The sequence below is a fragment of the Streptomyces venezuelae genome (assembly GCF_008642375.1).
GTDB lineage: Bacteria > Actinomycetota > Actinomycetes > Streptomycetales > Streptomycetaceae > Streptomyces > Streptomyces venezuelae_G.
Genome location: NZ_CP029194.1, coordinates 3,117,127 through 3,141,118 on the forward strand (window position 1 = coordinate 3,117,127; position 23,992 = coordinate 3,141,118).

Sequence of the window (23,992 nt, forward strand, 5' to 3'; positions counted from 1 at the left end):
GTCGAGCGGATGTCCGGAGGACGGGCGCGGGCACCCGGAGCCGGGGGGCTTCGGGGACCCGCGCCCGTCTCCGTACGGACGTCAGGAGCCGCCGTCCGTCACCCGGACCGGAAGCCCCTTCATCGCGCCCCGCAGCTCCTGCGCCAGCTCCTCGAACTCGGCGTGCCGGGCCGCTCCGGTCCGCATCGCGAGGGCGATACGCCGCGAGGGCGCCGGTTCCGTGAAGAGCCCGGTCCACAGGGCGCTGTTACGGGCCGTCTCCACCGTCACGGCGGTGCGCGGGAGCAGGGTCACCCCGAGGCCACCGGCCACCAGTTGGACCAGGGTGGAGAGGCCGGCGGCGGTGGTGGTGACCTCGGCGCCGTCGGTGCGGCCGGCCTCGCGGCAGATGTCGAGGGCCTGGTCGCGCAGGCAGTGCCCTTCGTCGAGGAGCAGCAGCCGCAGCTCCTTGAGGGCCTCGCGGGGGATGTCGTCCCGCCCGGCCAGCGGATGTCCCTGCGGGGTGACGAGCACGAAGTCCTCGTCGAAGAGGGGCAGTTCGGTGACGCCGGGCACACCGAGCGGCACGGCGAGCAGGAGCAGGTCGAGTCGCCCGGCCGCGAGCCCCTCCAGGAGGGAGGAGGTCTGCTCCTCGTGGACCTGGAGGTCGAGGTCGGGGTAGCGCCGGTGGACGAGCCGCAGGACGGTGGGCAGCAGGTACGGCGCGACGGTCGGGATGACCCCGAGCCGCAGGACCCCGGTGAACGGCGCCTGGGCCGCCTCCGCCTCCTCCATCAGCTCGGCGACCGCGTCCAGGACGGCCCGCGCGCGCACCGCCAGCCGCTCCCCCGCGGGAGAGAGCAGCACCTTCCGCGTCGTACGCTCGAGGAGCTGGACACCGAGTGCCTCTTCGAGAGCCGAAACCGCGCCCGAGAGCGCGGGCTGGCTCATGCCGATGGCCGCGGCCGCATCGCGGAAGTGCAGATGCTCGGCGACCGCGGCAAAGGCTCTGAGCTGCGAAAGGCTCGGCTGCTTGCCTCGGTGCGGGCTGTACGGCGGGGTGTACGGGGACGCCACTGATAACCACCTTCGATCAACACGACCCACTCTAGCTATTTCACTGATCAATGCACTCCGTGCCATGCTGTGAACACGTCCAACCCCCACGGAAGACCCCAAAAGGGATCCTTCCTGTTTCGCAAGGAGAGCGCGTGCTCACTGTCGGTGACAAGTTCCCCACCTACGACCTGACCGCCTGCGTGTCGCTGGAGAGCGGCAAGGAGTTCGAGCAGATCGACCACAAGGCCTACGAGGGCAAGTGGCGCGTGGTGTTCTTCTGGCCGAAGGACTTCACCTTCGTCTGCCCCACCGAGATCGCCGCGTTCGGCAAGCTGAACGACGAGTTCGCTGACCGCGACGCCCAGATCCTCGGCGTCTCCGGCGACTCCGAGTTCGTGCACCACGCCTGGCGCAAGGACCACGCCGACCTGCGTGACCTGCCCTTCCCGATGCTCGCCGACTCGAAGCACGAGCTCATGAGCGACTGCGGCGTCCGCGGCGAGGACGGCTTCGCCCAGCGCGCCGTCTTCATCGTGGACCCGAACAACGAGATCCAGTTCACCATGGTGACCGCCGGCTCCGTCGGCCGTAACCCCAAGGAGGTCCTGCGGGTGCTCGACGCCCTGCAGACCGACGAGCTGTGCCCGTGCAACTGGAACAAGGGCGAGGGCACCCTCGACGCCGCCGCCCTCCTCTCGGGCGAGTGATCTGAGATGGCTCTCGACGAACTCAAGGCCGCCATACCGGACTTCGCCAAGGACCTGAAGCTGAACCTCGGTTCGGTCATCGGCAACAGCGAGCTCCCGCAGCAGCAGCTCTGGGGCACCGTGCTCGCCTGCGCGATCGCCTCGCGCTCGCCGATCGTCCTCAAGGAGCTGGAGCCCGAGGCCCAGGCCAACCTGAAGCCCGAGGCGTACCAGGCCGCCAAGTCCGCCGCCGCGATCATGGCGATGAACAACGTCTTCTACCGGACCCGGCACCTGCTGTCGGACCCCGAGTACGGGACGATGCGCGCCGGTCTGCGGATGAACGTCATCGGCAAGCCGGGCGTCGACAAGGTCGACTTCGAGCTCTGGTCGCTGGCCGTCTCCGCGATCAACGGCTGCGGCCAGTGCCTGGACTCGCACGAGCAGGTCCTGCGCCAGGCCGGTGTCGACCGCGAGACGATCCAGGAGGCCGTGAAGATCGCCGCGGTGATCCAGGCCGTCGGCGTCACCCTCGACGCGGAAGCGGTCCTCGCCGAGTAGGGCGTGACCGTCGCACGAGAAGGGCCCCGGGGCACGAAGCCCCGGGGCCCTTCCTCGTACCCCACGGGCCGTCCCCGGGCGGGTCACTTCCTGAGCGCCTCCATGAGCGCGAGCATGTCCTGGGCCAGCGGGACCTCGATCCCCGAGAGGTCGACCGGCTCGGTCGCCTGGACCGGTGTGTCCTCGTCCCCGTTCCAGCTGGACGTCTCGGTGAAGCTGATCGCGATCTCCACCTGGCCGTCGAGCACCCGGAGCTCCGCCCCCATGTTCTCGTGGACGCTCAGGTACGCCCGCTCCCCCAGCCCCTCGTACGGCTCCGTCTCGCCGAAGCGCCTCGCCAGGGCGTCGAACTCCGGCCCGGGGTCGGTCACCAGATGGCGGGTGTACGTGACGCTCCCGCTGTACCCGGTCTCAGGCGGCCCGAACATCAACGAGCACTGCGCGAACTCCAGAACCGGATCCACGGGTCCGTTCCCTCCGCCGGACGTTCCGCTGTCCACCCCGGCGTCCGGTTCGCCAGTGGATCCGCCGTCCCAGCCGCTGTCGTCGGTCGACCGCTTCCCCAGGACCGCGACGAGCCCCTTCAGCTCCGCGGCCGCGCAGAGGCTCTTCACGCTCTTGTACCCGCGCATGTCCGGCCCGGCGTCCTGGCGCTTCTCGTGCGCGTAGAGCCCGCCGCCCCACACCGCCGACGCCGCCACCGCGCCGCCGAGCGCCCACAGCCAGGGGCGGCGGGCGCGGGGCGGGCGCGGCGGGCCGGGCGGCGGGGTCTCGGCGAGGACTTCGGAGCCGACGAAGCCGTCCCCGCCGTCGAGTTCCGGCTCGGATATCACGTGCGCTTCTCCCCCTTGTCGCCCGCCGATCCCGGGGCCGGGGTCGGGGCCACTGCGAACGCGGTCGCGCCGCGCGGTTCCGGTGTGCTGCGCAAGGCCTGTTCGGTGCTGTAGGCGCGCAGGTAGCCGACCACCGTGTTGGACACGGCCACCAGCGGGACGGCGACCACGGCACCGCCGATGCCCGCGATCAGACCGCCGGCCGCGACCGCGAGGACGACGGCCAGCGGGTGGACCCGCACCGCGCGGCCGAGGATGAAGGGCTGGAGCACATGGCCCTCGATCTGCTGCACGGCGAGGACGACGACGAGCACCATGAGCGCGGTGAACAGGCCGTTGGTGACGAGGGCGACGACGACCGCGAGGGCTCCGGAGATCACCGCGCCGACGAGCGGGATGAAGGCGAAGAGGAAGATGAAGACGGCGAGCGGCACGGCCATCGGCACGTCGAGGAAGTAGAGGCCGAGGCCGATGAAGACCGCGTCGATCAGGGCGACGAGCACCGTGCCGCGCACATAGGCGGTGAGGGTGCGCCAGGCGCGCGGTCCCGCCCCTGCGACGCCGGGCCGGGCCTGGGCGGGGACGAGCTTGAGCGTCCACTCCCAGACCTTCTTCCCGTCGTAGAGCAGGAAGAGCGTCGAGAACATGGCGAGCAGGATGCCGGTGAGCGTCTCGACGACGACCGTGACGCCCTGGAGCCCGACCTGCGTGATCTGCTCGGCGTTGGTTCCGACGGAGTCGCTGAGGTTCTTCGCGATCGCGTTGATCTGCTGCTCGGTCACGTGGAAGGGGCTGTTGAGCAGCCCGAGCTTGAGCTCCTCGATGCCGTCCTTGACCTGGTCGGACAGGTTGTCGACGTTGTCCATGACCTGCCAGACCACGAACCAGCCGACCAGACCCATCACGATGAAGCCGGATACCGCGGTGACGGCGGTGGCGAGTCCGCGCGGCAGGCCCATGGTGCGGAGCCGGGCGACGGTGGGCTGGAGCAGGGCGGTGACGAGCAGCGCGGCGACGAAGGCGAGGACGACGAGCTGGACGGAGCTGATCACCTTCATCAGCACCCAGAGCGTGCCCGCGAAGACGAGGAGCCGCCAACTCGCCTCCGCCGCCACGCGCATGCCCCAGGGGATCGCGGCGACGGGGTCGGGGCGGGCGGCGACGGCGGGGGCGTACGAGGGAGGCGCGGGGACGGAGCGGCCGGTTCCGTCCTTGTCGTCGACCCCCAGGACCGGAGCGGCCGTCGGGACGGGCGGGGCGGTGTCGGGGTCGGTGTCCGCGTCGGCGGGCCGCTCAGGTGCGGGGACGGTCGTCTCCCCGCGCCCGGCCCCGCTCTCGTACGGCGGCCCGAGCGGCTCTTCGCGTTCCGCCTCGGCCCTGCGCTCGTCCAGGCGTTCGCCCATGCGGCTCAGGCCCTCGCCCAGCCGCGCCAGCCATCCCGGCAGTCTCGACATCGCTTCCTCTCCCCCCGCTCGATTTCGCAACCTACACGCAAGAGCCCCTCACCGTAGGACGGTGAGGGGCTCCACGAGGTTGAGCACGCCGGTACTAGTACCAGCGGTTGGCCTGCCAGAACGACCAGGCGCCACAGGGGCTGCCGTAGCGGTCGTTCATGTAGTTGAGGCCCCACTTGATCTGCGTGGCGGGGTTGGTCTGCCAGTCGGCGCCGGCCGAGGACATCTTGCTGCCCGGCAGGGCCTGCACGAGACCATAGGCACCCGAAGACGGGTTGACCGCCCGGTAGTTCCAGGTGGACTCGTGGTTCACGATGTTGCTGAAGCACTGGAACTGCGAGGCCGGGATCATCTGGCGGGCCATCGCCTTGACCTCGGCGACGGAGTAGGAGCCCTGGGCGGAGAAGCTGGAGGCGTCGCGTACCGCGGAACGGCTGGCGCGCTCGGCCTCTTCCTTCTCGCGCTCCTTGCGCTCCTCCTCGGCCTTGGCCTCGGCGGCTGCCTTGTCGGCGGCCTCCTTCTTGGCCTCGGCGTCCTTGGCGGCGCGGAGCCGGGCGCTCTCCTCCGCGGACTTCCGCGCGGTGGCGTCGGCGGCCGCGGCCTGGACGTCGGCCTGCTCCGAGAGCGAGGAGACCTGTACCTGGGCCTGCTCACCTGCGGGGATGTCCGCCAGCAGCGTCGTGTCGGCCGCGGTGGCCTCGAAGTTGTCATCCGAAGCCTGCGCGGCGTTGCCCGAGGCAACGCCGACAACGGCGCCGACGGTGGTGACCGCAGTGGCCGAAGCCACCGCGAATCCCCGGACCGAGATCCGGCTCACACGGTTTCCTTCCAGCATCGCTCGCACAGGTGACCACGCGGGCGAAATCGTGCCCCTGGCGCTGGTCTCCGACGTACTGGGTCACTGAAGACACGGGCCCGTGGTGCTGTGGGCGGCATACGGCTGACGGCTGTTGAGTTGTTCATGGGGTGCGCACCGGTGAAGGTGCACGTGTGCCGTATGCGGGGCCTGACGGAAGCAAGACTTTGCCGGACGGCGACACCGCAAGGCAATTCCGTGTTGCGTGTGAAAGCTCACACCTCGGTGGACGCAGGTGTTTTCGGAGATACAGCGGACAGAAGTGCGCCGCCCGGCTAAGCTCCTGCGCTTTGCCGGGCGGCGCCAACTGCCGTACGCGTACAGAGGCGTACGAAACGGGTCAGATCTGACCGTCCTCCAGCATCTCGGTGACGAGCGCGGCGATCTGGGAGCGCTCGGAGCGGGTGAGGGTGACGTGGGCGAAGAGCGGATGCCCCTTCAGTTTCTCGACGACGGCGACGACTCCGTCGTACCGGCCGACCCGGAGGTTGTCGCGCTGGGCGACGTCATGGGTCAGGACGACCCGCGAATTCGCCCCGATCCTGGACAGAACGGTCAACAGGACGTTCCGTTCCAGGGACTGGGCCTCGTCCACGATGACGAAGGCGTCGTGGAGGGAGCGGCCCCGGATGTGGGTGAGCGGCAGGACCTCCAGCATCCCGCGCCCGAGCACCTCCTCGATGACCTCGCGGCTCGCGACCGAGGACAGCGTGTCGAAGACCGCCTGAGCCCAGGGGCTCATCTTCTCCGCCTCGCTGCCCGGCAGGTAGCCGAGCTCCTGGCCGCCGACCGCGTACAGCGGGCGGAAGACCATCACCTTCTGGTGCTGCCGGCGCTCCAGGACCGCCTCCAGGCCCGCGCAGAGCGCGAGCGCGGACTTGCCCGTACCGGCCCGGCCGCCCATCGAGATGATGCCGACGTCCGGGTCGAGGAGCAGATCGAGCGCGATCCGCTGCTCGGCGCTGCGGCCGCGGAGCCCGAAGGCCTCCCGGTCGCCGCGGACCAGCTTCACGTTCCCCTCGGCGGTGACCCGGCCGAGTGCCTTGCCGCGCTCGGACTGGAGCACCAGGCCCGTGTGGACCGGCAGCTCGGCGGCCTCCGGCACGTGCAGCGCGTCCTGGTCGTAGAGCAGGTCGACCTGCTCGCCGGAGAGCGCGAGCTCGGACATCCCGGTCCAGCCGTTGGCGTCCGTGATGGCGAGCTCGGCGCGGTACTCCTCCGCGAGGAGACCGACCGACGAGGCCTTGATGCGCAGCGGCAGGTCCTTGGAGACGACCGTGACGTCGTACCCCTCCGCCTGGAGGTTGCGCGCGACCGCGAGGATCCGTGAGTCGTTGTCCCCCAACCTGTAGCCGGCGGGCAGTACGCCGGGGTCGGAATGGTTGAGTTCGACACGCAGCGTGCCGCCGAGCTCCCCGATGGGGAGGGGGGCGTCGAGGCGCCCGTACGTGACCCGGAAGTCGTCGAGCAGGCGCAGGGCCTGCCGGGCGAAGTAACCGAGCTCGGGGTGGTGCCGCTTGGCCTCCAACTCGGTGACCACGACGATCGGGAGCACCACTTCGTGCTCGTCGAACCGGGACACGGCGTTGGGGTCGGCCAGCAGGACGCTGGTGTCGAGAACATAGGTGCGCCGGTCGTTAAGGCGGCGCTTCGTGCTGGTCACCACGGAAGGACAGACCCCCTCTGAAGACCCCATAGAGGTCGGGGCGCGACGGAACCGGTGTCGCTGCGGAATGGGACCGGGCTCAGGCCGCGATGCGCGGGCCGAACCACGGCCCTCCGCTTCTTCCGTACGTGTCCCGCACGGTCGTCCTGGTGCAAGGGGCCTCCCGGGTGGCGGTCTCCGTGCCGCTCACTTCACCAGGGATATGCCCTCGAACCAGCTCTGCCATGCCATGGCATATGACGACGTGTTCGTGAACACCAGATGATCGGTTCCGACCGGGTCTGTCAGGTGCCGTAGCGCCGGTGCCGGGCCGCGTAGTCGCGCAGGGCCCGCAGGAAGTCGACCTTGCGGAAGGCCGGCCAGTGCACTTCACAGAAGTAGTACTCGGAATGGGCGCTCTGCCACAGCATGAATCCGGACAGCCGCTGCTCGCCACTCGTACGGATCACCAGGTCGGGGTCGGGCTGACCGCGCGTGTACAGGTGCTCCGAGATGTGCTCGACGTCGACGATCTCGGCGAGCTCCTCGAAGCTCGTCCCCCGCTCCGCGTGCTCCAGGAGCAGCGAGCGGACCGCGTCCGCGATCTCCTGCCGGCCGCCGTAGCCCACCGCCACGTTCACCAGTATCCCGGTGTTGGTGCGGGTGGCCTGCTCGGCCTCCTTCAGCACGGACTGGGTACGGGCGGGCAGCAGGTCCATCGTGCCGACGTGGTTGACCCGCCAGCGGCCGTCGGCGGCGAGCGCGCGCACGGCGTTCTCGATGATGCCGAGCAGCGGGATCAGCTGCTCCTCCGGCCGGTTCAGGTTGTCCGTGGACAGCATCCAGAGCGTGACGACCTCGACGTCCGTCTCGGCGCACCAGCCGAGCAGCTCCTGGATCTTGTCCGCGCCCGCCTTGTGCCCCTGCTCGGGGGTCCCGCCGGACGCCTTGGCCCAGCGCCGGTTCCCGTCGAGGATGACCCCGATGTGCTTGGGCACCTGGGCATGGTCGAGGCGGCCTTCCACCCGGCGTGCGTAGAGCCCGTACACCAGGTCGCGCAGGTTCACTGTTCTTTACCTCTCCATGCAGCGGCGGGCCCGCCCGGGAGCGGCGGTCCGCAAGCCGCCACACTACTGCGGACGGGCGACAGGCTCCCAGCCCGGGACTGTCACAAGTCCGTGATAAGCAGAGATACGTGACTGATTCCCCCCTGTACCGCGCCTCCGCGGACCGCTACGACACCATGGAGTACCGCCGCACGGGCCGCAGCGGCCTGAAGCTCCCGGCGGTCTCCCTCGGCCTCTGGCACAACTTCGGCGACGACAAGGCGCTCGGCACGCAGCGTGCGATCCTGCGCCGCGCCTTCGACCTCGGCGTGACCCACTTCGACCTGGCGAACAACTACGGGCCGCCGCCCGGCTCCGCCGAGCTGAACTTCGGCAAGCTCTTCGCCCAGGACTTCGCGCCCTACCGGGACGAGCTGATCGTCTCGACCAAGGCCGGCTACGAGATGCACCCCGGCCCGTACGGCGAGTGGGGCTCCCGCAAGTACCTGATGTCCTCGCTCGACGCCTCGCTGAAGCGGATGGGCCTCGACTACGTCGACATCTTCTACTCGCACCGCTTCGACCCGCACACCCCGCTGGAGGAGACGATGGGGGCCCTGGCCTCCGCCGTCCAGCAGGGCAAGGCGCTGTACGTCGGCGTCTCCTCGTACAACAGCGAGCAGACCGCCGAGGCCGCCCGGATCCTCCAGGAGATGGGTGTCCGGCCGCTCATCCACCAGCCCTCGTACTCCATGATCAACCGCTGGACCGAGGAGGACGGCCTCCTCGACACGCTGGAGGACGCCGGCATGGGCTGCATCTCCTTCGTGCCGCTGGCGCAGGGGCTGCTCACCAACAAGTACCTGAAGGGCATCCCGGAGGGCTCGCGCGCCACCCAGGGCAAGTCCCTCGACCCGAACCTGCTCTCCGACGAGGTGCTGCGGCGCCTGCGCGGCCTCGCGGGCATCGCGGAGCGGCGCGGCCAGTCGCTGGCGCAGCTCGCGCTGGCGTGGGTGCTGCGCGACGAGCGGATGACCTCGGCGCTGATCGGCGCGTCCAGCGTCGCCCAGCTGGAGGAGAACGTGGCCGCGCTCGCGGGTGCGCCGCTGACGGCCGAGGAGCTGAAGGAGATCGACTCGTTCGCGGTCGACACCGCCGGCACGAACATCTGGGCCGGCCGGGGCTGACGCCTCTCCCGGAAACCCCGGAAAAGAAAAACGGGCCGGTCCGTGGGGGGGATACGGACCGGCCCGAGGGGGGGTTTCCACCATAACCCTTCGATAGTCCTGCTGCGCGCCACGTGCACAGAACTCATCGCACGGGATGCGGTGGATCCCAGTCCGCACAAGGGCTGTGGGGCCGTGTGGCGGGTTTGCGCCCCGGCGTGGCGGCGGGGTTCCGTCCCTCCGAAGAGGGACCGGCCGGCAGAGGCGCGGCGTTGACGGGACGGCCCGTCACGGGAGCGCGCTGAACGCCCCGAGGAGCAGCCCGAGCAGGGCGCCGACCAGCATGAACGGACCGAAGGGAATCGCGGCCGAGCGGTCCGCGCGGCGCAGCAGGACGAGCCCGAGGCCGTACACGGCGCCGAGGAGGAAGCCCGCGAAGGCCCCGGCGAAGAGGACGCCCCAGCCGTACCAGCCGAGCGCGGCGCCCAGCGGGAGCGCCAGCTTGACGTCGCCGAAGCCGAGTCCGGCCGGGTTGATCACGTACAGCACCAGATAGGACCCGCCGAGCGCGAGCGCGCCGAGGAGTGCGTGGAGCCAGGAGCCCGCGTCGTACGGCAGGAGTTCGGCGGCGCCGAGGAGCAGGGGGACGGCGGCGGCGAGCGGCAGGGTGAGCCCGTCGGGGAGCCGGTGGACGCGGGCGTCGACGCAGGCGAGGAGGACGGCGAAGGGCGCGCCGAGCAGCCAGACCGCCAGCTCGGGCCGGGGCCCGCCGGTGGCGGCGGCGAGCGCGGCGCAGGCGAGGGCGGTGAGGAGCGGTGCGGCGAGTGGGGTGGGGGTGGTCGCGCAGTCCTGCCGCCCGGGCCCGCCGAGCCAGCCGCGTGCGGGACCGGCGAGCGGGTGCCCGGCGGGACACCGGTCCCGCCACGGCTCCTCGGCGGGGACGGCCAGCCGGTACGCGGCGCGCGGGACGAGCAGCCCGACGGCGGCCCCCCACAGGGCGGCGGTGACGATCAGCGTGACGACGTACACGGAGCCGACCCTAGGGCGATGGTGCGGCTACGGTCTGGCGCATGGGGAAAACGGGGAAGTGGGCGGACGGTCCGGGGACGCTGACGGTGGCCTCCGTCGAGGTCCCCTTGGAGGTGGCTGCCTCGTACCGGGCGCGGCGGCGGGGGCTGCTCGGCCGGGACGGCATCGCGGGAGCGCTGTTGATCACGCCGACGAACAGCGTGCACACCTTCGGCATGCGGTTCCCGATCGACGTGGCCTACCTGGACCGCTCGCTCCGGGTGCTGTCGGTGGTGACGATGCGGCCGGGGCGCCTCGGCATGATCAGACCAAGCGGCCGGCACGTCCTGGAGGCGGAGGCGGGCGCGATGGCGGGGTGGGGGCTGCGCCCGGGCGTCGTCGTGAGCCTTACGGCGGGCCCGAACCGAGCAGGGTGAAGGCTCCGTAGGCGGCGGAGGCGAGCGCGAGTCCGGCGAGGACGGGCAGGGCGGCACGCGTGCGCAGGCGCGCGAGGGCCACGGCCGGCGGGAGCAGCAGCCCGAAGGCGGGCATCATCAGGCGCGGCCGGGACCCGAAGTACGCGGCGCCGACGAGGGAGACGAAGACGACGCCGATCGTGTAGACGAGCAGCGGGAGCGGCTGCTTCTGCCGCACGCAGAGGGCGACGAGCCAGCCGAGCAGCGCGAGCGCGGCGCAGAGCCCGAGGGCGGCGGGCCAGGGCAGACCGAAGATGAAGCGGGCGAGGGCGACGCCGAAGTCGATGGAGTTGCCCCAGGCGGCCTGGACGTCGAAGTAGGCGGTGGGGCTGCCCTGACGGATCCCGACGTAGGCGACGTACGCGAACCAGCCCAGCGGCGCGATCAGCACCCCGGCGACCGTCCGGAGGGGCAGTCTCCGCTCCTGTACGAGGGTGACGAGGGCCGTGATCCCGAGGGCGGCGATCAGCGCGACGGCGGTCGGCCGGGTGAGCCCCGCGGCGGTGCACAGGACGCCGGCCAGGATCCACCGCCCGCGCAGGACGGCGTACAGCGACCAGGCGGCGAAGGCCGTGAACAGCGTCTCGGTGTACGCCATCGACTGGACGAACGCGGTCGGGTACACGCCCCAGAGGACGGCGAGCAGCACGCCGGCGCGCTCCCCCGCGAAGTGGGCGCCGCACTTGTAGATGCCGACGGCGGCGGCGAGGCCTGCCGTCCAGGACACGATCAGCCCGGCGGTCGCGGCGTCCACGGGGAGGACGGCGGACAGTCCCCGCTCAAGGGCGGGGAGGAGAGGGAAGAAGGCCAGGTCGGAGTGGAGGTCGCCGTTCGGCAGGGTGACCTCGTACCCGTAACCGTTCTCGGCGATCCGGACGTACCAGACGGAGTCCCAGCGGCCCTTGAGCCGGTGCAGGCCGTCCTTGCCGGTCGCGGAAGCGGCGATGGCGAGGACGACGAGACCGATGAGACGGGTGGCGACGTACCCCCCGACGGCGGCGAGGGTGGGGCTGAGGGGACTGCGGAGGCTGCTGGGACGGCGGAGGCTGCTGGGACGGGCGGGCGCGGACATGCCGCCGATTATCCCGATAGTCCCTACGGAGCCTCCGCCGCCCTCACCCGAGGGGCCTTATACGGACGAACTTCGCGGACAGGGCGGGGCCGAGCTGATGGACGATGGCGTGACCGGGCTCCTGCGGGGAGGGCAGGTCACCGAGGAACGAGGTGACGATGACCTCGTCGATGCCGAGAACGCCCCGGCAGCACTGCTCCTCCAGGAAGTCGAGCGTCCGGCGCCAGTCGGCGGCGGTCGGGTCCTCCCCGAGGAAGGAGCGGACGGTGCCCTGGACGACGTCCCAGAAGAAGACATGCGGCAGGACATCGCCCTGGGTGAAGACATGGGTCTCGTACGCGCCCCGGAACTCGGGAATCCGGGTGACGAGATCACTGACCAGCTGGACACTCGGCGTCGTCGACGTCATCGGCAGCCCACTTCGGAACGGACCCTGTGGTGTCGGGTACTCCGCTCCAGGATGCTCCTCGGCGAGGGGGACGTCCCGTCACTTTTGCGCTTTCCTGACGACGAGTTTCTCCGGGTTTTCCACAGGGGGTGCGAAGTATCCCTCTTCCGTGGATCGTTGGGCGTATGTACGAGTTGGCGATCCTCGCGAGGGGCGGGGTACTCCTCACGGTCTGGGCGCTCGCGGCGGGCTGGTCCAGGGGCCGGCTGGCGGGGCGTCTGCGCCGGGACGGATGGCAGGGGATCTGCCGGGGAGCGTGGGCGGCGCCGGGCAAGGAGGTGGACTGGCGGGTGCGGGCGACGGCGCTCCAGTTCCTCCGCCCGGAGCTGGTGTGCAGCCATGGGACGGCGGCGCGGCTGCACCGCATCGAGCTGCTGGGCGCCCCTGTCGACGCGAGCCCGCCGCTCGACTTCACGGCACCGGCCGCCTCCCGGTCGACCCGGGACTCCCTGATACGGATCCACGCCACGACCTCCCTCACGGACGGGGACTGCGCCGTTCGGCGAGGGCTGCGGGTGACGACCCCGGCGCGAACGGTCGGTGACCTCATACGGAGCTGCGGCAGCCGCGAGGAGGCGGTCGTCGCGGCGGACTCGGCGCTGGGGCGGCGGGTGGTCGGAGGCGTACGGCGCGAGGCGCTCGTCCGGTACGAGGACCTGGCCGCCGAACTCGCCGCGCCCCGCACGGGCGGGCCGCGCGCCCGCGCCTGGCTGCCGCTGACCGAGGCGGCCTCGGGCTCCCCGGCGGAGACGGTGGCCCGGCTCCGGATGCGGGACGCGGACCTGCACCCGGAGTCGCAGCCGGCGCTGCGGGCGCCGGAGGGGCGAGTGCTGTGCCCGGACTTCCTCTTCCGCGAGGCGGGCCTGGCGGTGGAGGTGGAGGGCTACGCCTTCCACGGCACGCGCCGGGCCCACGAACGGGACGTCGCCCGCTTCAACGCGCTCCGTCCTGCCCGGAGATCCGACGGGTGCTGCGCTTCACGGCGAGGGAGGTCTTCACGGCCCCTGACCGCATGACACGAACGATCCGGACGGCCCTTGGCTCCCTGTCGCCCTAAGGGGCGACGGTCGTCCGGGGGAAGGACACCTCGACACGCCGGTTCTTCTTCCGGCCCTCCTCGGTGGCGTTGTCCGCGATCGGGTAGTCCTCGCTGTAGCCCCGGATGTCGAAGGTCGTACCGGGGTCGAGATTCCGGGCGAGCACCTGCTGCACGGCGACGGCGCGCTCCTTCGAGAGCTTGAGCCCGTGCTCGTACGTCCCGAGGTTGTCGGTGAACCCGAAGACCCGGACACGACCGGAGCCGAGCTTGTCGACCTCGGCGGCGATGGCGGCGATACGGGCGGTGGCGTCGGGGCTCAGCTTGGCGCTGTTCTTCGGGAACAGCACCTCGGCCTGAAGCGCGAAGGTCACGTCCACGTTGGTGTCCTGGCGCCTCTCCGCTCCGCCCTCCTCCTCGACGATCTGCTTGATGTCGAGCACCTTGGCGGGCGCGAGGGTGGCCCCGTCGGGAAGCATGAGCCCGGGCGCGTTCGCGTTGATGGCGGGCGGCGGCGCGGCAATGCCGGCGGAGCCGGGCGGATCGTCGGCGTGCGCGGTGGGCACGGCCAGCGGCCAGATGGCCACGGAGACGAGGGCCAGGGCGGCCAAGCGGCGGTTCGTCGTCGTCATGGCGTCGCCTCAGGAGAGTTTGAGGGTGGCGGGTTCGAAGGTGGGGAGCTGGAAGGAGACTTCGGTGGTGGAGGCGGGGGGTGCGGGGAATTGCATGAAGACGGGGATCGACTTGCCGGGCCCGATGCTGTCGAGCGCTGAGGTGGTGAGTGGCCGACCGTCCGTGTCCCTCAGGACGTAGTAGCGCTTCTTCCCTACGGCGTCGATGAGCGTGGCCCCACCCAGCGTCAGGCCGTGCTTGATGACCTCCGTCTCATTCCCTCTCATCTCTACGGGAAGAAGGACTGAAGAACCCGAGGGATTCGTCAACTGCCCTTTGAGCGTGAGGAAACCACCCGCATCGCGCTCCGCAGAGCTGATCGAAAGCTCCACGCCCTGCCTTCCCTTGAGCACCGCGAGTGTCTCCACAGGATCCACGGCCGTCGGGGAGCTCTGGGAGGGCGACTCTTGCTGAACAGCAGCAGACGTCGCAGCCTTCGGTTTGTCCGCCTTCGGCTTCTCCTCAGCCCCGCAGCCTGCTACGAGGAGAGCCACCGACGCAACCGTGAGGGAAGCCAATCCCCTGCGTGCGTACCGAACGTTCATGAAGCGCGCTTCCTTTACTCGTCGTCGCAGGTCATTCGGACAGTCGGACCGTGAAGAGATCGACGGCTCCTGGCAGGGTCGCCGGATTCTCCGGATCGATCTCCCAGGCGACCCCACCGCACGTGAGCCCCAAGATCGGACCCTCTTCCTCCTCTTCGCCCTCGCCGGGTGGCGTCGGCGTGGACGGGGGCGGCTCCGAGGGCGGCTCCGGCTTCTCGAACTCGCAGAGCGGCTCGATCACTGCTGAAGCAGACGCCGTTGCCGGATTCGACTCTGAGCCGTTCGTACGCACTGTCACGCGGAATCCCTCTGATTCGAGGGGCACGCAGCGGTCTCCCGAGAATGCGGCGCCGTTCCGGGCCGCGAACTCCGCCGCCTGGTCACACGCGGCATCGCGGTCGTATTCCAGTCCGTTGAGGAAGCTGCCCCACTGTCCAGGGTCGAGGATCACCTCGATCCAGCCCTCCCGTAGCTGCTCCCGTGCATCCTGTGCAGCAGCGAGGGCCGCCGCGTCGGCCGCTGTCTGCGCGCCGTTCCGGGTAAACGCCGCCTGCCCCACCGCGAAGTAGGCGAACGCCAGGAACAAGAGACCTGCCACAACGGCGATGTAGACAGGAAACGCCTGTCCCGAATCCCCCACTCGGCCGCCGAGAGCAACTAGCCGGTCAGCTCGGAGATCTTCGTCCTGATCGCATTCATGATCGTCGTACCGATGTCTGTGCCGGTGATCGCCACAACGATCGCCACCACCACCACAATGATCCCCAGGTACTCCACCGCCGTCTGCCCCCGGTCCCCGGACAGCAGTCGGCTCGTCAGTCGCACCTTGGCCTTCGTCACGGCCCTCAGCATCGCGTCGTTCATCGTGGTCCCCTCCGCGTCGGTTCGCCGGCGGTCGTGTCGGCTCACAGGGCCCGTGGGCCCATCTGTGGGCCCCGGTCATCGCGTGGGCCTGGTGCCCAGCCAGGAGGCTATGGCCCCGGCGCGCGTGGCGGTGTGGAGTTCGGCGAAGACGCGGTCGACGCGGTTCTCGACCGTCTTGTCGGTGATGAAACAAGTCGCGGCGGTCTGCCGGTTGTTCAGGTTCATCACACCCACCCCTCTCACACCCTGTCCGCACTCTGTCACATGCGGTTGTGTGCGCGAAGCGGGATCGTCAACCTTCGATGAGATTGAGACAGTTGCCGCCGCCGTCAGGCGTCGACCCCTCCCGTGGGCGGCTGCTCCGCGACGAAACTGCCCCGCTGCGGAAGGGTGATCACCCAGCCCTCCGAGCGCAGGAGGGCGACGGCCTGTCGTGCCGTGTCCCTCGCGACGCCGTACTCCGCCACCAGCTTCGACTCGGACGGGATCGGGTCCCTCGGCCGGAGTTCGCCGGACTCGATGCGTCCACGGATGACTCGGGCGACCTGCTTGTAGATGGGCGTCGGGTCGAAGCGGTCTATATCCATGTGTCGGACGTTAGCTACGTCCTCTACGCCTAACATATGGGCAACGTCCTAGACGAGGTAGACAAGCTATACAAGTGAGGTCTAGCGTTCACAACGCAAGGACCCCGGCGAGTGCGCTAACACTCCCGGGGCGTGGTCCACCTGACGAAAGCAGGTCGACATGGCAGACCTTATCCGCGCCCTCACTCTGTGGGCGAGGCTGGTGTTCGGGGCTCGCAACAGCGGCCGGCATCGGGGCCATACCGCACCGGCGTTCCGCCCTGACCCAGCCCCCGCCCCCACTCCCCTGCAACCGCCCTCCCCCCGCTCCCCCTACGGGCTCGACGTACCGATCGACGGCCACGAGTCCGCCCTCGTCCGGCCCTACCTCGTCGCCTACGACCAGCGGCAGGAGCGGGCACGACAGCGGCAGCGGCGGCTCGCGCTCGTCCTCGCTGCGGACTTCGGGTTCGATCTGGACACCCGGGACCTGCACGGGCTGGAGGTGGCCTGATGACCTCGAACGAGCACCGGCAGCCGGTACGGATGTGCGTGCGCTGCTCCGCGATCACCGCCGCGCCCGTCGTCGTCTCCGAGGTGCACCAAGGCTCCGGGCCCGGATTCAACGTCTACGCCTGCCCGGAGTGCGCCCCGCACTTCCCGCCCGTGCCGGACGTTCTCGACCTGTTCGACGACCAGGACCGTCGGCGGTTCACTCGCCCGTGACCGAGCCGAAGTCCGTTCCCGTGCCCAGGAAGAGGCCCGCTCCGAGGAGGATCATCGTCGCCGGGACCATCAGGGTCGTGATGACCATCGTGGCCTTCGGGACGGCCTTGGCCGCCTTGCGGCGGGCGTTCTGGGCGTCCGTGCGGCGCATGTCGTTGGCGATCTGGATCAGGGTGTCGACGATCGGGGCGCCCAGCTCCTCGCCCTGCTGGAGCGCCGTGACGAACTGCGCCACCTGCTCCGAGTCGTTGCGGCGGCGCAGTTCGTCGAAGGCCTGGCGGCGGCTGACACCCATGTCCATCTGGCGCAGCGTGATGCGGAGTTCGTCGGACCAGGGGCCCGCGTACTGCTCCGCGACCCGCTCCAGGGCCTGCCGGAAGCCGAGGCCGGCCGAGACGACGACGGCGAGGACGTCCAGGAAGTCCGGCAGGGTGCGCTCGATCTGGTCCTTGCGGATCCGGACGGCCGACCAGATGCCGACCTCCGTCCAGAACGCGCCGAAGGCGAAGAGGAGCAGCGCGACGAGGACCGAGCCCTTGCTCAGCATCAGCAGGCCGCCGAGGACGCCCAGGAAGCCGTACACGGCCCGCCTCGCCCCGTACCGGTCGATGGTCAGTCCGCCGGGGTTGCCCGCGAGGTCGATACGGCGACGCACGGCATTGACCCGCTTGGGGCCCATGAGCCGCAGGACCGCCGGCGACCAGCGCATGCCGAGCCGGTCGACGGCCGAGTCGACCGCGCCGGTACGGGTCGCGCCGACCTCCAGGGCGAGCTTGAGGTCGTCGGGGAGGCGGGCGTCGGCGCGGTAGAGGCGCAGGCCGTAGGCGATGCCGGCGACGGCGAGGCCGGCGAGGAGGGCGAGAAGGAGGTCCATGGCGCGCGCCCGTCCTATACGTCGATCTTCGAGAAGCGGCGGATGGCGGCGAAGCCGACCACGTACAGCGCGAAGGCGGCGACCACCGCAAACTGTCCGACGGTCGAGCCGGTCATCCGGTCGAGGGCTCCGGGCTGCATGTTGTCGATGAGGAGGAGCGAGCCGACGCCGATGACGGGGACCGAGTACGCGGTCATGCTCACCTGGGAGAGCTGGGTGCGGACCTCGCGCCGGGTCTCCTTGCGCTCCTCCAGGGTCTCGGTGAGGTTCCGGAGGGAGGAGACGACGGTGCCGCCCGCCCGGTTGGCGAGGACGAGGGTGGTGACGAGGACGACGAGCTCGCGGGAGGGGAGGCGCTCGGCGAGTTCGCCGAGGGCGTCGTCGAGGGAGGTGCCGACGGCCAGCTGCTGGGCCACCTTCTCCAGCTCGTCTCCGGCCGGGGACTCCATCTCGTCGGCGGCGAGGCTGAGCGCCATGCGCAGGGCCAGTCCGGCCTGGGTGGCGTTGGCCAGGATGCGGGAGAGCTCCGGGAGCTGGTTGATGAACTTCTCGATGCGCTTCTGCCGCTGCCAGTTGAGGTATCCGAGGGCCACCCAGATGCCGAGCAGGCCGCAGATCGGGCCGAAGAAGGGGGAGAGTGCCGACTGGCCCACCACCCACAGGACCGCCACGGTCGCCGTCAGCGCCACCGTGAACTCGCCCGGCGTGACGTCCAGGCCCGTCGCCGCGATGCGCAGCTCCAGCTTCCGGCCGAGCGCCGTCCGGCGTACGCGCCGGTCGATCCCCCGGAAGTAGCGCCTGCGGCGGCCGGTCGTCTCGGGATCGGCCGTCTCGTCGAGTCGGGCGACGAGCGCCGCGTGCCGCCGGGCCCCGCTCGCGTACACCTGGACGCCCGTGACGGCGAGGACGCAGCAGAGCAGCGCCACGCCGATCGTCAGCCAGAAGGGGTCGGTCAGCATGCCCTCGCTCCTAGTTCGCTTCGCGGGTGGCGAGCCCCGCGTCGGTCGCGGCCACCCCGAAGGCCTGCGGGATCGGCTGGCCGGCCATGTACAGCCGCTCGGCGACCCGCCGGGGCAGCGGGTGGTACGTGAACTGTCCGTAGACCCGGCCGTCGGCGGCGACCGGCTGCGCCTGGAAGCGGCAGATCGTGGCGAGCAGGAAGCGCTCGCGCCCGTGGGAGGCGAGGACGGCTATCTCGGTGATCCGGCGGGTGCCGTCCGGGTGGCGGGTCAGCTGGACGAGGACGTCGATCGCGCTGTTGATCTGGTCGCGGAGCGCCTCGAAGGGCACCTTCACCTCGGACATAGAGGCGAGCGTCTGGAGCCTCATCAGTGCGTCCTCGGCGGAGTTGGCGTGGACGGTGGCGAGAGAGCCGTCGTGGCCGGTGGACATCGCCTGGAGCATGTCGAGCGTCTCTCCGCCGCGGACCTCACCCACGATGATGCGGTCGGGGCGCATGCGCAGGGAGTTGCGTACGAGATCGCGGATGGAGATGGCGCCCCGGCCCTCGATGTTCGGCGGTCGGGCTTCGAGGCGGATGACGTGAGCCTGCTGGAGCTGGAGCTCCGCCGAGTCCTCGATGGTGATGATCCGCTCGCCCTCCGGGACGAGACCGGAGAGGGCGTTGAGGAGGGTCGTCTTCCCCGTGCCGGTGGCGCCGGAGACGATCACGTTGAACTTGGCCTGAACCAGTCCGGACAGCAGGAGCAGCATCTGCTCGTCGAGCGAGCCGAGGCCGATCATCTCGTGGAGCGTGTACGCGCGGGGGAAGCGGCGGATGGTGAGCGTCGCCCCGGTGAGCGAGAGCGGCGGGATGATGACGTTGACGCGCTCGCCGGAGGGGAGACGGGCGTCGACCATCGGGTTCGACTCGTCGACGCGGCGGTTGACGGTCGAGACGATCCGCTCGATGGTCTGCATCAGCTGGTCGTGGGAGGCGAAGCGGAGCGGCAGCAGCTCGACGCGGCCGGCGCGCTCGATGAAGATCTGGTCGGGGCCGTTGACCATGATCTCGGTGATCGAGGCGTCTTCGAGGAGGGGTTCGAGGACGCCGAGCCCGAGGGCCTCGTCGACGACGCGGCGGATCAGCTGGCCGCGCTCGGCGGTGGAGAGGACCGGGCCCTCGCGGCTGATGATGTGGCCGAGGACGCGCTCCAGGCGGGCACGCCGCTCGGCGGCCGCGAGCGCGGACATCTCGGTGAGGTCGATCTCCTCCAGGAGCTTGGCGCGGAAGGCGGCGACGAGATGCCCGTCCTCCCGGCCGGCCCCGGCGCCCTTGTCCTCGGGGGCGTTGATCCGGGCACGCAGACTCATGACGTGTCGTCCCTCCTTCTCATTCGTCGTCCTCGGTGGGCGGGGTGCGGGGCATGGTGGCGGTCTTGACGACGGGCTCGAAGTCCCAGAAGGGGATGACACGGGGGATCTCGACGCGGACGGTGATCACGACCGCCTCGTCTCCCGTCCCGCCCCCGCATCCCCCGATCTCGGGGTCGACCCAGCCGCTGACGGCCGCGCGCCCCGCCGTCTCGCAGTCCGGCGCGTCCTCTTCGTCGGTGGTCGCCGCCCGCGCGGCGGCGCGGGCTGCCGTGCCCGCCTGCTGGGCGGCGTACGCGACGATGCCGAGCTGAAGGCCCGCGAGCCCGACGACGAGCAGGAGGGGGAGGAAGCCGAGGTATTCGATGGCGGCCTGGCCCCGGTCACGAGCCCTCGTCCGGAGGTGTTCCCTCATCGCCTCAGGCCCTCCTCCGAGATCGCGCCCGCTGTGGCCGACACGTCGAAGAGCCCGCCCACGCCCGGGAAGAGGACAGGGACCCGGATCGTCACCACCGCCGTCGACATGCCGCCGCTCGTCGAGCAGGACGGTTCATCGGCGCCGCCCCTCCACGCCCCGTCCAGGTGCCGCAGGGCAGCGCCCTCGCAGTCGCCGTCCACAGACTCCGCCCGCGCCCCCTCGTCCGCCGCATTGGCCGCCAGCGTGTACGTGTACCCCACCAGGACGACCTGCCACAGCAGCGCGAGCGTCAGCAGGATCAGCGGCACCATGCCGAGGAACTCGATCGCCACCTGTCCTCTGTCGTCGTCGTCCCGGATCGTCGGCCGCATCGCTCAGCGGCCTCCGGTGCGGCGGCGCAGCCCCAGCGAGCCCCGGTCGCCCGCCCGGGCGAGTTCCTTGCCGGGCCTGCCGGGCGCGGGGGTCGCCTGGACCAGGCCCAGCTCCCCCGCGAGGGACCACAGCGCCTGCATGACCGTCGACTTGGCGTCCAGGTCGTGGAGCCGGCCCGCGTCGACGACGGCCTGGAGCTCCTTGAAGTTGGCGGGGACGGAGACGCCCGCCGTCCGCGTGCCGGTGATCTTCTGGACGAGCGGCGGCTGGATCTCCGTGGACCGGTGGTGGCGGTTGACGAGGGTGATCGTCTCCTCGGCCTTGCGTACCTGGAGGCGTTCCCACATCCGTACGGTCCGCTTGGCGGCCCGCACCGCGACCACGTCCGGCGTGGTGACGAGGAGCGCGGTGTCGGACATCTCGATGGCGGCGGCGTTGGCGCCGGTGAGCTGCGAGCCGCAGTCGACCACGACGACCTCGTGCCGCGCGCGCAGCGCGCTGACGATCTGGCGGGCGGCCCGGTCGGTGACCTCCTCGCCGCGTTCGCCCTCCGCCGGGGCGAGGAGCAGTGCGAGGCCGGTCTCGTGGACGAAGACGGCGTCCTGGAGGACGCGGGGCGAGATGTCTGCGATGGCCGCGAGGTCGGCGGCCGACCGCCGGAACTGGACGTCGAGGTAGGAGGCGATGTCGCCGCCCTGGAGGTCGAGGTCGAGGAGGGCGACGGTCCGTCCGGAGGCGCGGGCGGCGAGGGCGAGGTGGACGGCGGTGACGGTGGTGCCGACGCCGCCCTTGGCGCCGCTGACGGTGACGACGGTGCCGCCGGGTCCGGTGGCGATCTCGGCCCCGGCGCCGAGGTGGCGGCGGACGCCGGCGGACCACTGGGCGGCGGCCTGGACGCGGCTGGCGAGCTCCTCGTACCCGAGGGGGAGGGTGACGAGGCCGCGCGCGCCGGAGTCCATGGCGGCGGAGAAGAGGACGGGGCTGGCGTCGGCGGTGATGAGGACGACGCCGACGGCCGGGAAGCGGAGGGCGACCTCGCGGACGACGTCGAGCGCGGGGACGGGTCCGATCCGCTCGTGGACGAGGACGACCTCGGGGAGTTCGTCGAGGGACTCGGCGGCGAGCCGGGCGAGGGTGTCGACGAGCTGGGTGGAGTCGGTGACGGGCGCGGCGGGTTCGGCGTCGGGGAGCTGGCTGAGCAGGGTGACGACGGACCGGGCCGCGTCGGGGTCGCCGACGGCCGGCAGGATCCTGGTGGTCATTCCGGCCTCACTTGTCCTTGTCGAGCGTGTAGGTGCGGTCGCGCTGGTCGGCCGGGGCCCCGCCGGTGGAGGGGGCGACGAGGGCGAGGCGTACGTGCTCGGCGAAGGACTCGGCGTACGCGACGCGCTGGGTGTCGAGGGTGGAGAGCGCGAAGCTGATCGGGACGGCGTTGGCGGCGCGGCCCGAGCGGTCGTTGTTCTCGGAGATCGGGGTGAGCTTGCCGACGGAGAGGACACGGGCGTTGGCGACGATCATCCGCGACTGGGAGGGGTCGTCCTTCTTCTCGCCCTCGAAGGTGGCGTAGATGTTGACGGTGGCCCCGGGGGTGATCTTGCCGGCGACGCCTGTCGCCGCGTCGATCATGATCGCGATCTCCTGCTGGCCCGGCTGGAGTTCGGGCTGCTCGACGATCATGTCGGTCTGAAGGAGGGATCCCTCCTTGAGCTCGGTGACGGCGATCCTGCCCTCGATCTGGCGGAGATCGGTGACGGCCGTGGCGGACAGCCAGCGCTTGGGCATGGAGATCTGCTCGAACAGGTCCGCGCTCAGGGGTTTGTAGGGGGCCACGTTCCTCTTGAGCCGGTACGCGGTGACCTCCGGGCCGACCTTCGCGTTCACGTCGCTGATGACCGTGAGGACGCCCGCGAAGGCGCCGAGGGCGCACAGGACGGAGAGCAGCAGGAGGATCACGCCGCGGCGCTGGCGGGAGTTCATGGCCGTACTTCCTCGATCGGATCCGTGGGTCTGGGCGGACGGGGGTGGCAGTGCGCGGGGCGGAGCCGGTGCGCGGGACCGGGGCACACGGCGGCGCTCACGGGACGGTGCGCGGGTCGATCGCGGAGCCGGGTGCGGGGAGGGGGCGGGCCGCGTGGGCCGGTACCGCGCCGAGGGCCCGTGTGACGCCACGAGCCGGAACGGCGTCGAGGGCGGGTCCCGCACCACGCACCGGTCCCGCACCCTGCACCGGGCCCTCACCACGTACCGGAGCCGCGTCGAGCGCCGGTGCCGGGCCTCGGGCCGCGCCGAGCGCCTGGGTCGCTCCCCCGGCCCCGTGCGCCGGGCCCGGGAGTGCCGTCACCGCCGTCAGCGGGGCCGCGCAGAAGCCGCAGCGGTCGCCGATGAGCTCCATGCCGCACCAGTGGCAGGACTCGCGCCGTACGGAGGAGACGAGCTGGTAGAGGACGGGCAGGTCGGGCAGGTACGCGGCGAACTCCACGACCTTGCCCGTGCCCCACCAGCCGGGCGAGGCCTCGGGCAGCGCCGTCTCCTGGACGGGTCCCTGGATCTGCCAGGCCGGCACGAGGGCGGTGGCGGGCCAGTCGGTCTGGAGCTGACCGCGGGCGACGAGGAGCTGGGTGCCGAACTCCGGCCCCGCGAGGCGCTGGTCGCCCGCTCCGCCGAGCCGGACGATCTGCGGTGTGGGTCCGGCGAGGACCGCGAAGTGGGCCCCGGGCAGCCAGCTCTTGAGGTGGGAGGAGAGGCTGACGGGTACGCGGTCGAGGCGGGACACCGAGCCCAGTACGGCCCCGGCGTAGATGTAGTGGGCGAGCAGCCGGGCTGCGGAGGCGAGCACGCCGGGGCTGAAGTCGCAGGCCGCGAGTTGCCTCAACTGCCGGACGAGCACGGCCGCTCCGAGCGGCGGCAGGTCGGTTCTGACCAGCGCGATCCGGTCGCTCTCGAGGAGGGCGCGGACGGCGTGCAGGCGCCGCTCGACCGCGGCGGGGGCGGAGGTGGGGCAGACGACGACCACGCTGCCGTACCGCGCGAGGAGTTGCTGCATGTCGGCGACGGAGGCGTCGAGGGGCCGGGTCCCGGGGGCCGGGAGCACGGCGGCGTTCGGCGTCTGGGGGTCGGTCGGCGGCAGCACCAGGTCGGTGCTGGTGACCGCGATCGCTGTCGGCACGTCAGACCCCCGTCCCCTCCGGCCTCCGGGGTCCCGGGGGCCGCAGATCACCTACCGCGTTCGGGGCGTCACCGAAGGGCGCCGCCGCCTCTGCACTTTATCCACGTCACCCGGGGTGGTGAACACACAATCCGCCAAGCTCCTCTCACTT

At 71.1% G+C, this 23,992-nt stretch carries 30 protein-coding genes; 7 read left to right on the forward strand and 23 right to left on the reverse strand.

Features of this window, described 5'->3' with window-relative positions; genetic code table 11:
* Nucleotides 1-81: 81 nt before the first annotated feature.
* Nucleotides 82-1,056, reverse strand: a complete 975-nt coding sequence (locus DEJ46_RS13780; protein ID WP_150266479.1) for a hydrogen peroxide-inducible genes activator — start codon at nt 1,054-1,056, stop codon at nt 82-84.
* 134 nt (nt 1,057-1,190) lie between these two features.
* Between DEJ46_RS13780 and DEJ46_RS13785 the strand changes: the two genes are divergently transcribed.
* Both DEJ46_RS13785 and DEJ46_RS13790 read left to right on the forward strand, forming a co-directional pair.
* A complete protein-coding gene (locus DEJ46_RS13785; RefSeq protein ID WP_024758658.1) occupies nt 1,191-1,745 on the forward strand; it encodes a peroxiredoxin in 555 nt (184 codons plus the stop codon).
* Between the two features lie 6 nt (nt 1,746-1,751).
* A complete protein-coding gene (locus DEJ46_RS13790; protein ID WP_150266481.1) occupies nt 1,752-2,285 on the forward strand; it encodes an alkyl hydroperoxide reductase in 534 nt (177 codons plus the stop codon).
* Between the two features lie 83 nt (nt 2,286-2,368).
* Here the strand turns inward: DEJ46_RS13790 and DEJ46_RS13795 are convergent, their stop codons facing one another.
* From DEJ46_RS13795 to DEJ46_RS13815, 5 genes are all read right to left on the reverse strand, one after another.
* Nucleotides 2,369-3,118 carry a hypothetical protein gene (locus DEJ46_RS13795; RefSeq protein WP_150266483.1) on the reverse strand — a complete coding sequence of 250 codons (750 nt, stop codon included), beginning with the start codon at nt 3,116-3,118 and terminating at the stop codon, nt 2,369-2,371.
* Nucleotides 3,115-4,572 (reverse strand): AI-2E family transporter, encoded by a 1,458-nt coding sequence (locus DEJ46_RS13800; protein ID WP_150266485.1) that lies wholly within the window; start codon nt 4,570-4,572, stop codon nt 3,115-3,117. Before DEJ46_RS13800 ends, DEJ46_RS13795 begins: the two co-directional genes overlap by 4 nt.
* A 94-nt stretch (nt 4,573-4,666) precedes the next feature.
* The gene (locus DEJ46_RS13805) at nt 4,667-5,389 is read right to left on the reverse strand and encodes a transglycosylase SLT domain-containing protein (protein WP_150266487.1); all 723 of its coding nucleotides are present in this window, start codon (nt 5,387-5,389) and stop codon (nt 4,667-4,669) included.
* Nucleotides 5,390-5,768: 379 nt separating this feature from the next.
* On the reverse strand, nt 5,769-7,094 hold the full coding sequence (locus tag DEJ46_RS13810; RefSeq protein WP_150266488.1) for a PhoH family protein: 1,326 nt from the start codon (nt 7,092-7,094) through the stop codon (nt 5,769-5,771).
* Nucleotides 7,095-7,378: 284 nt separating this feature from the next.
* Entirely contained in the window at nt 7,379-8,140 is a 762-nt protein-coding gene (locus DEJ46_RS13815; RefSeq protein ID WP_150266490.1) for an isoprenyl transferase, read from the reverse strand.
* A 128-nt stretch (nt 8,141-8,268) separates the two neighbouring features.
* Between DEJ46_RS13815 and mgrA the strand changes: the two genes are divergently transcribed.
* Nucleotides 8,269-9,306: an L-glyceraldehyde 3-phosphate reductase gene (gene mgrA / locus DEJ46_RS13820; protein WP_150266492.1), complete on the forward strand. Its 1,038-nt coding sequence runs from the start codon at nt 8,269-8,271 to the stop codon at nt 9,304-9,306.
* 267 nt (nt 9,307-9,573) lie between these two features.
* On the opposite strand, the gene DEJ46_RS13825 is transcribed toward mgrA, so the two are convergent.
* On the reverse strand, nt 9,574-10,314 hold the full coding sequence (locus DEJ46_RS13825) for a prepilin peptidase (RefSeq protein WP_150266494.1): 741 nt from the start codon (nt 10,312-10,314) through the stop codon (nt 9,574-9,576).
* A gap of 41 nt (nt 10,315-10,355) precedes the next feature.
* Here DEJ46_RS13825 and DEJ46_RS13830 point away from each other — a divergent pair, with 41 nt between their 5' ends.
* Nucleotides 10,356-10,730, forward strand: coding sequence for a DUF192 domain-containing protein (locus DEJ46_RS13830; RefSeq protein WP_150266496.1), 375 nt, complete (start codon nt 10,356-10,358; stop codon nt 10,728-10,730).
* On the opposite strand, the gene DEJ46_RS13835 is transcribed toward DEJ46_RS13830, so the two are convergent.
* Complete coding sequence (locus DEJ46_RS13835; RefSeq protein WP_150266498.1) at nt 10,702-11,841, reverse strand: mannosyltransferase family protein; 1,140 nt, start codon at nt 11,839-11,841, stop codon at nt 10,702-10,704. The two genes, DEJ46_RS13830 and DEJ46_RS13835, sit on opposite strands and share 29 nt — an antisense overlap.
* A 43-nt stretch (nt 11,842-11,884) precedes the next feature.
* Nucleotides 11,885-12,250 carry a hypothetical protein gene (locus tag DEJ46_RS13840; protein WP_150266500.1) on the reverse strand — a complete coding sequence of 122 codons (366 nt, stop codon included), beginning with the start codon at nt 12,248-12,250 and terminating at the stop codon, nt 11,885-11,887.
* Between the two features lie 164 nt (nt 12,251-12,414).
* On the opposite strand from DEJ46_RS13840, the gene DEJ46_RS13845 reads away from it, so the two are divergent.
* On the forward strand, nt 12,415-13,305 hold the full coding sequence (locus DEJ46_RS13845; RefSeq protein ID WP_223834614.1) for a hypothetical protein: 891 nt from the start codon (nt 12,415-12,417) through the stop codon (nt 13,303-13,305).
* Between the two features lie 37 nt (nt 13,306-13,342).
* Here the strand turns inward: DEJ46_RS13845 and DEJ46_RS13850 are convergent, their stop codons facing one another.
* The 6 genes from DEJ46_RS13850 to DEJ46_RS13870 all read right to left on the reverse strand — a co-directional run bounded on the left by DEJ46_RS13850 (nt 13,343) and on the right by DEJ46_RS13870 (nt 15,993).
* A complete protein-coding gene (locus DEJ46_RS13850; protein WP_150266501.1) occupies nt 13,343-13,957 on the reverse strand; it encodes an OmpA family protein in 615 nt (204 codons plus the stop codon).
* Between the two features lie 9 nt (nt 13,958-13,966).
* Complete coding sequence (locus tag DEJ46_RS13855; RefSeq protein WP_150266503.1) at nt 13,967-14,542, reverse strand: hypothetical protein; 576 nt, start codon at nt 14,540-14,542, stop codon at nt 13,967-13,969.
* Nucleotides 14,543-14,573: 31 nt separating this feature from the next.
* The gene (locus tag DEJ46_RS13860; protein WP_150266505.1) at nt 14,574-15,182 is read right to left on the reverse strand and encodes a pilus assembly protein TadG-related protein; all 609 of its coding nucleotides are present in this window, start codon (nt 15,180-15,182) and stop codon (nt 14,574-14,576) included.
* 17 nt (nt 15,183-15,199) lie between these two features.
* Nucleotides 15,200-15,406: a Flp family type IVb pilin gene (locus tag DEJ46_RS13865; RefSeq protein ID WP_150266506.1), complete on the reverse strand. Its 207-nt coding sequence runs from the start codon at nt 15,404-15,406 to the stop codon at nt 15,200-15,202.
* 75 nt (nt 15,407-15,481) lie between these two features.
* Nucleotides 15,482-15,631, reverse strand: a complete 150-nt coding sequence (locus tag DEJ46_RS39120; protein ID WP_190622625.1) for a hypothetical protein — start codon at nt 15,629-15,631, stop codon at nt 15,482-15,484.
* A gap of 104 nt (nt 15,632-15,735) precedes the next feature.
* Complete coding sequence (locus DEJ46_RS13870; RefSeq protein WP_150266508.1) at nt 15,736-15,993, reverse strand: GntR family transcriptional regulator; 258 nt, start codon at nt 15,991-15,993, stop codon at nt 15,736-15,738.
* A gap of 160 nt (nt 15,994-16,153) precedes the next feature.
* On the opposite strand from DEJ46_RS13870, the gene DEJ46_RS13875 reads away from it, so the two are divergent.
* Together DEJ46_RS13875 and DEJ46_RS13880 are read left to right on the forward strand one after the other, a co-directional pair.
* On the forward strand, nt 16,154-16,486 hold the full coding sequence (locus tag DEJ46_RS13875) for a hypothetical protein (RefSeq protein WP_150266510.1): 333 nt from the start codon (nt 16,154-16,156) through the stop codon (nt 16,484-16,486).
* On the forward strand, nt 16,486-16,698 hold the full coding sequence (locus tag DEJ46_RS13880) for a hypothetical protein (protein ID WP_223834615.1): 213 nt from the start codon (nt 16,486-16,488) through the stop codon (nt 16,696-16,698). The genes DEJ46_RS13875 and DEJ46_RS13880 overlap by 1 nt, the downstream gene beginning before the upstream one ends.
* Here the strand turns inward: DEJ46_RS13880 and DEJ46_RS13885 are convergent.
* The 8 genes from DEJ46_RS13885 to DEJ46_RS13920 all read right to left on the reverse strand — a co-directional run bounded on the left by DEJ46_RS13885 (nt 16,685) and on the right by DEJ46_RS13920 (nt 23,841).
* Complete coding sequence (locus DEJ46_RS13885; protein ID WP_150266512.1) at nt 16,685-17,572, reverse strand: DUF5936 domain-containing protein; 888 nt, start codon at nt 17,570-17,572, stop codon at nt 16,685-16,687. The genes DEJ46_RS13880 and DEJ46_RS13885 overlap by 14 nt on opposite strands.
* Before the next feature lie 14 nt (nt 17,573-17,586).
* Nucleotides 17,587-18,531 carry a type II secretion system F family protein gene (locus tag DEJ46_RS13890; protein ID WP_150266514.1) on the reverse strand — a complete coding sequence of 315 codons (945 nt, stop codon included), beginning with the start codon at nt 18,529-18,531 and terminating at the stop codon, nt 17,587-17,589.
* A 10-nt stretch (nt 18,532-18,541) separates the two neighbouring features.
* Nucleotides 18,542-19,885 carry a CpaF family protein gene (locus DEJ46_RS13895; RefSeq protein WP_150266516.1) on the reverse strand — a complete coding sequence of 448 codons (1,344 nt, stop codon included), beginning with the start codon at nt 19,883-19,885 and terminating at the stop codon, nt 18,542-18,544.
* 19 nt (nt 19,886-19,904) lie between these two features.
* Nucleotides 19,905-20,300, reverse strand: coding sequence for a TadE/TadG family type IV pilus assembly protein (locus DEJ46_RS13900; RefSeq protein WP_150266517.1), 396 nt, complete (start codon nt 20,298-20,300; stop codon nt 19,905-19,907).
* Nucleotides 20,297-20,674: a TadE/TadG family type IV pilus assembly protein gene (locus DEJ46_RS13905; RefSeq protein WP_150266519.1), complete on the reverse strand. Its 378-nt coding sequence runs from the start codon at nt 20,672-20,674 to the stop codon at nt 20,297-20,299. The genes DEJ46_RS13900 and DEJ46_RS13905 overlap by 4 nt, the downstream gene beginning before the upstream one ends.
* A gap of 3 nt (nt 20,675-20,677) precedes the next feature.
* On the reverse strand, nt 20,678-21,937 hold the full coding sequence (locus DEJ46_RS13910; RefSeq protein ID WP_150266521.1) for a CpaE family protein: 1,260 nt from the start codon (nt 21,935-21,937) through the stop codon (nt 20,678-20,680).
* A 7-nt stretch (nt 21,938-21,944) separates the two neighbouring features.
* On the reverse strand, nt 21,945-22,652 hold the full coding sequence (cpaB, locus tag DEJ46_RS13915; RefSeq protein WP_150266523.1) for a Flp pilus assembly protein CpaB: 708 nt from the start codon (nt 22,650-22,652) through the stop codon (nt 21,945-21,947).
* 97 nt (nt 22,653-22,749) lie between these two features.
* Nucleotides 22,750-23,841, reverse strand: a complete 1,092-nt coding sequence (locus tag DEJ46_RS13920; RefSeq protein ID WP_223834616.1) for a hypothetical protein — start codon at nt 23,839-23,841, stop codon at nt 22,750-22,752.
* Nucleotides 23,842-23,992 lie beyond the last annotated feature (151 nt).

What these genes read in the sequence shown, in the direction of transcription:
- DEJ46_RS13895 (WP_150266516.1), bottom strand. Translation starts at nt 19,885, where the DNA reads ATGAGTCTGCGTGCCCGGATCAACGCCCCCGAGGACAAGGGCGCCGGG.
- DEJ46_RS13850 (WP_150266501.1), bottom strand. Translation starts at nt 13,957, where the DNA reads ATGACGACGACGAACCGCCGCTTGGCCGCCCTGGCCCTCGTCTCCGTG.
- DEJ46_RS13870 (WP_150266508.1), bottom strand. Translation starts at nt 15,993, where the DNA reads ATGGATATAGACCGCTTCGACCCGACGCCCATCTACAAGCAGGTCGCC.
- DEJ46_RS13855 (WP_150266503.1), bottom strand. Translation starts at nt 14,542, where the DNA reads ATGAACGTTCGGTACGCACGCAGGGGATTGGCTTCCCTCACGGTTGCG.
- DEJ46_RS13800 (WP_150266485.1), bottom strand. Translation starts at nt 4,572, where the DNA reads ATGTCGAGACTGCCGGGATGGCTGGCGCGGCTGGGCGAGGGCCTGAGC.
- DEJ46_RS13900 (WP_150266517.1), bottom strand. Translation starts at nt 20,300, where the DNA reads ATGAGGGAACACCTCCGGACGAGGGCTCGTGACCGGGGCCAGGCCGCC.
- DEJ46_RS13890 (WP_150266514.1), bottom strand. Translation starts at nt 18,531, where the DNA reads ATGCTGACCGACCCCTTCTGGCTGACGATCGGCGTGGCGCTGCTCTGC.
- DEJ46_RS13905 (WP_150266519.1), bottom strand. Translation starts at nt 20,674, where the DNA reads ATGCGGCCGACGATCCGGGACGACGACGACAGAGGACAGGTGGCGATC.
- DEJ46_RS13910 (WP_150266521.1), bottom strand. Translation starts at nt 21,937, where the DNA reads ATGACCACCAGGATCCTGCCGGCCGTCGGCGACCCCGACGCGGCCCGG.
- DEJ46_RS13875 (WP_150266510.1), top strand. Translation starts at nt 16,154, where the DNA reads ATGGCAGACCTTATCCGCGCCCTCACTCTGTGGGCGAGGCTGGTGTTC.
- DEJ46_RS13840 (WP_150266500.1), bottom strand. Translation starts at nt 12,250, where the DNA reads ATGACGTCGACGACGCCGAGTGTCCAGCTGGTCAGTGATCTCGTCACC.
- DEJ46_RS13830 (WP_150266496.1), top strand. Translation starts at nt 10,356, where the DNA reads ATGGGGAAAACGGGGAAGTGGGCGGACGGTCCGGGGACGCTGACGGTG.
- DEJ46_RS13845 (WP_223834614.1), top strand. Translation starts at nt 12,415, where the DNA reads ATGTACGAGTTGGCGATCCTCGCGAGGGGCGGGGTACTCCTCACGGTC.
- DEJ46_RS13865 (WP_150266506.1), bottom strand. Translation starts at nt 15,406, where the DNA reads ATGAACGACGCGATGCTGAGGGCCGTGACGAAGGCCAAGGTGCGACTG.
- DEJ46_RS13835 (WP_150266498.1), bottom strand. Translation starts at nt 11,841, where the DNA reads ATGTCCGCGCCCGCCCGTCCCAGCAGCCTCCGCCGTCCCAGCAGCCTC.
- DEJ46_RS13790 (WP_150266481.1), top strand. Translation starts at nt 1,752, where the DNA reads ATGGCTCTCGACGAACTCAAGGCCGCCATACCGGACTTCGCCAAGGAC.
- DEJ46_RS13880 (WP_223834615.1), top strand. Translation starts at nt 16,486, where the DNA reads ATGACCTCGAACGAGCACCGGCAGCCGGTACGGATGTGCGTGCGCTGC.
- cpaB (WP_150266523.1), bottom strand. Translation starts at nt 22,652, where the DNA reads ATGAACTCCCGCCAGCGCCGCGGCGTGATCCTCCTGCTGCTCTCCGTC.
- DEJ46_RS13885 (WP_150266512.1), bottom strand. Translation starts at nt 17,572, where the DNA reads ATGGACCTCCTTCTCGCCCTCCTCGCCGGCCTCGCCGTCGCCGGCATC.
- DEJ46_RS39120 (WP_190622625.1), bottom strand. Translation starts at nt 15,631, where the DNA reads ATGAACCTGAACAACCGGCAGACCGCCGCGACTTGTTTCATCACCGAC.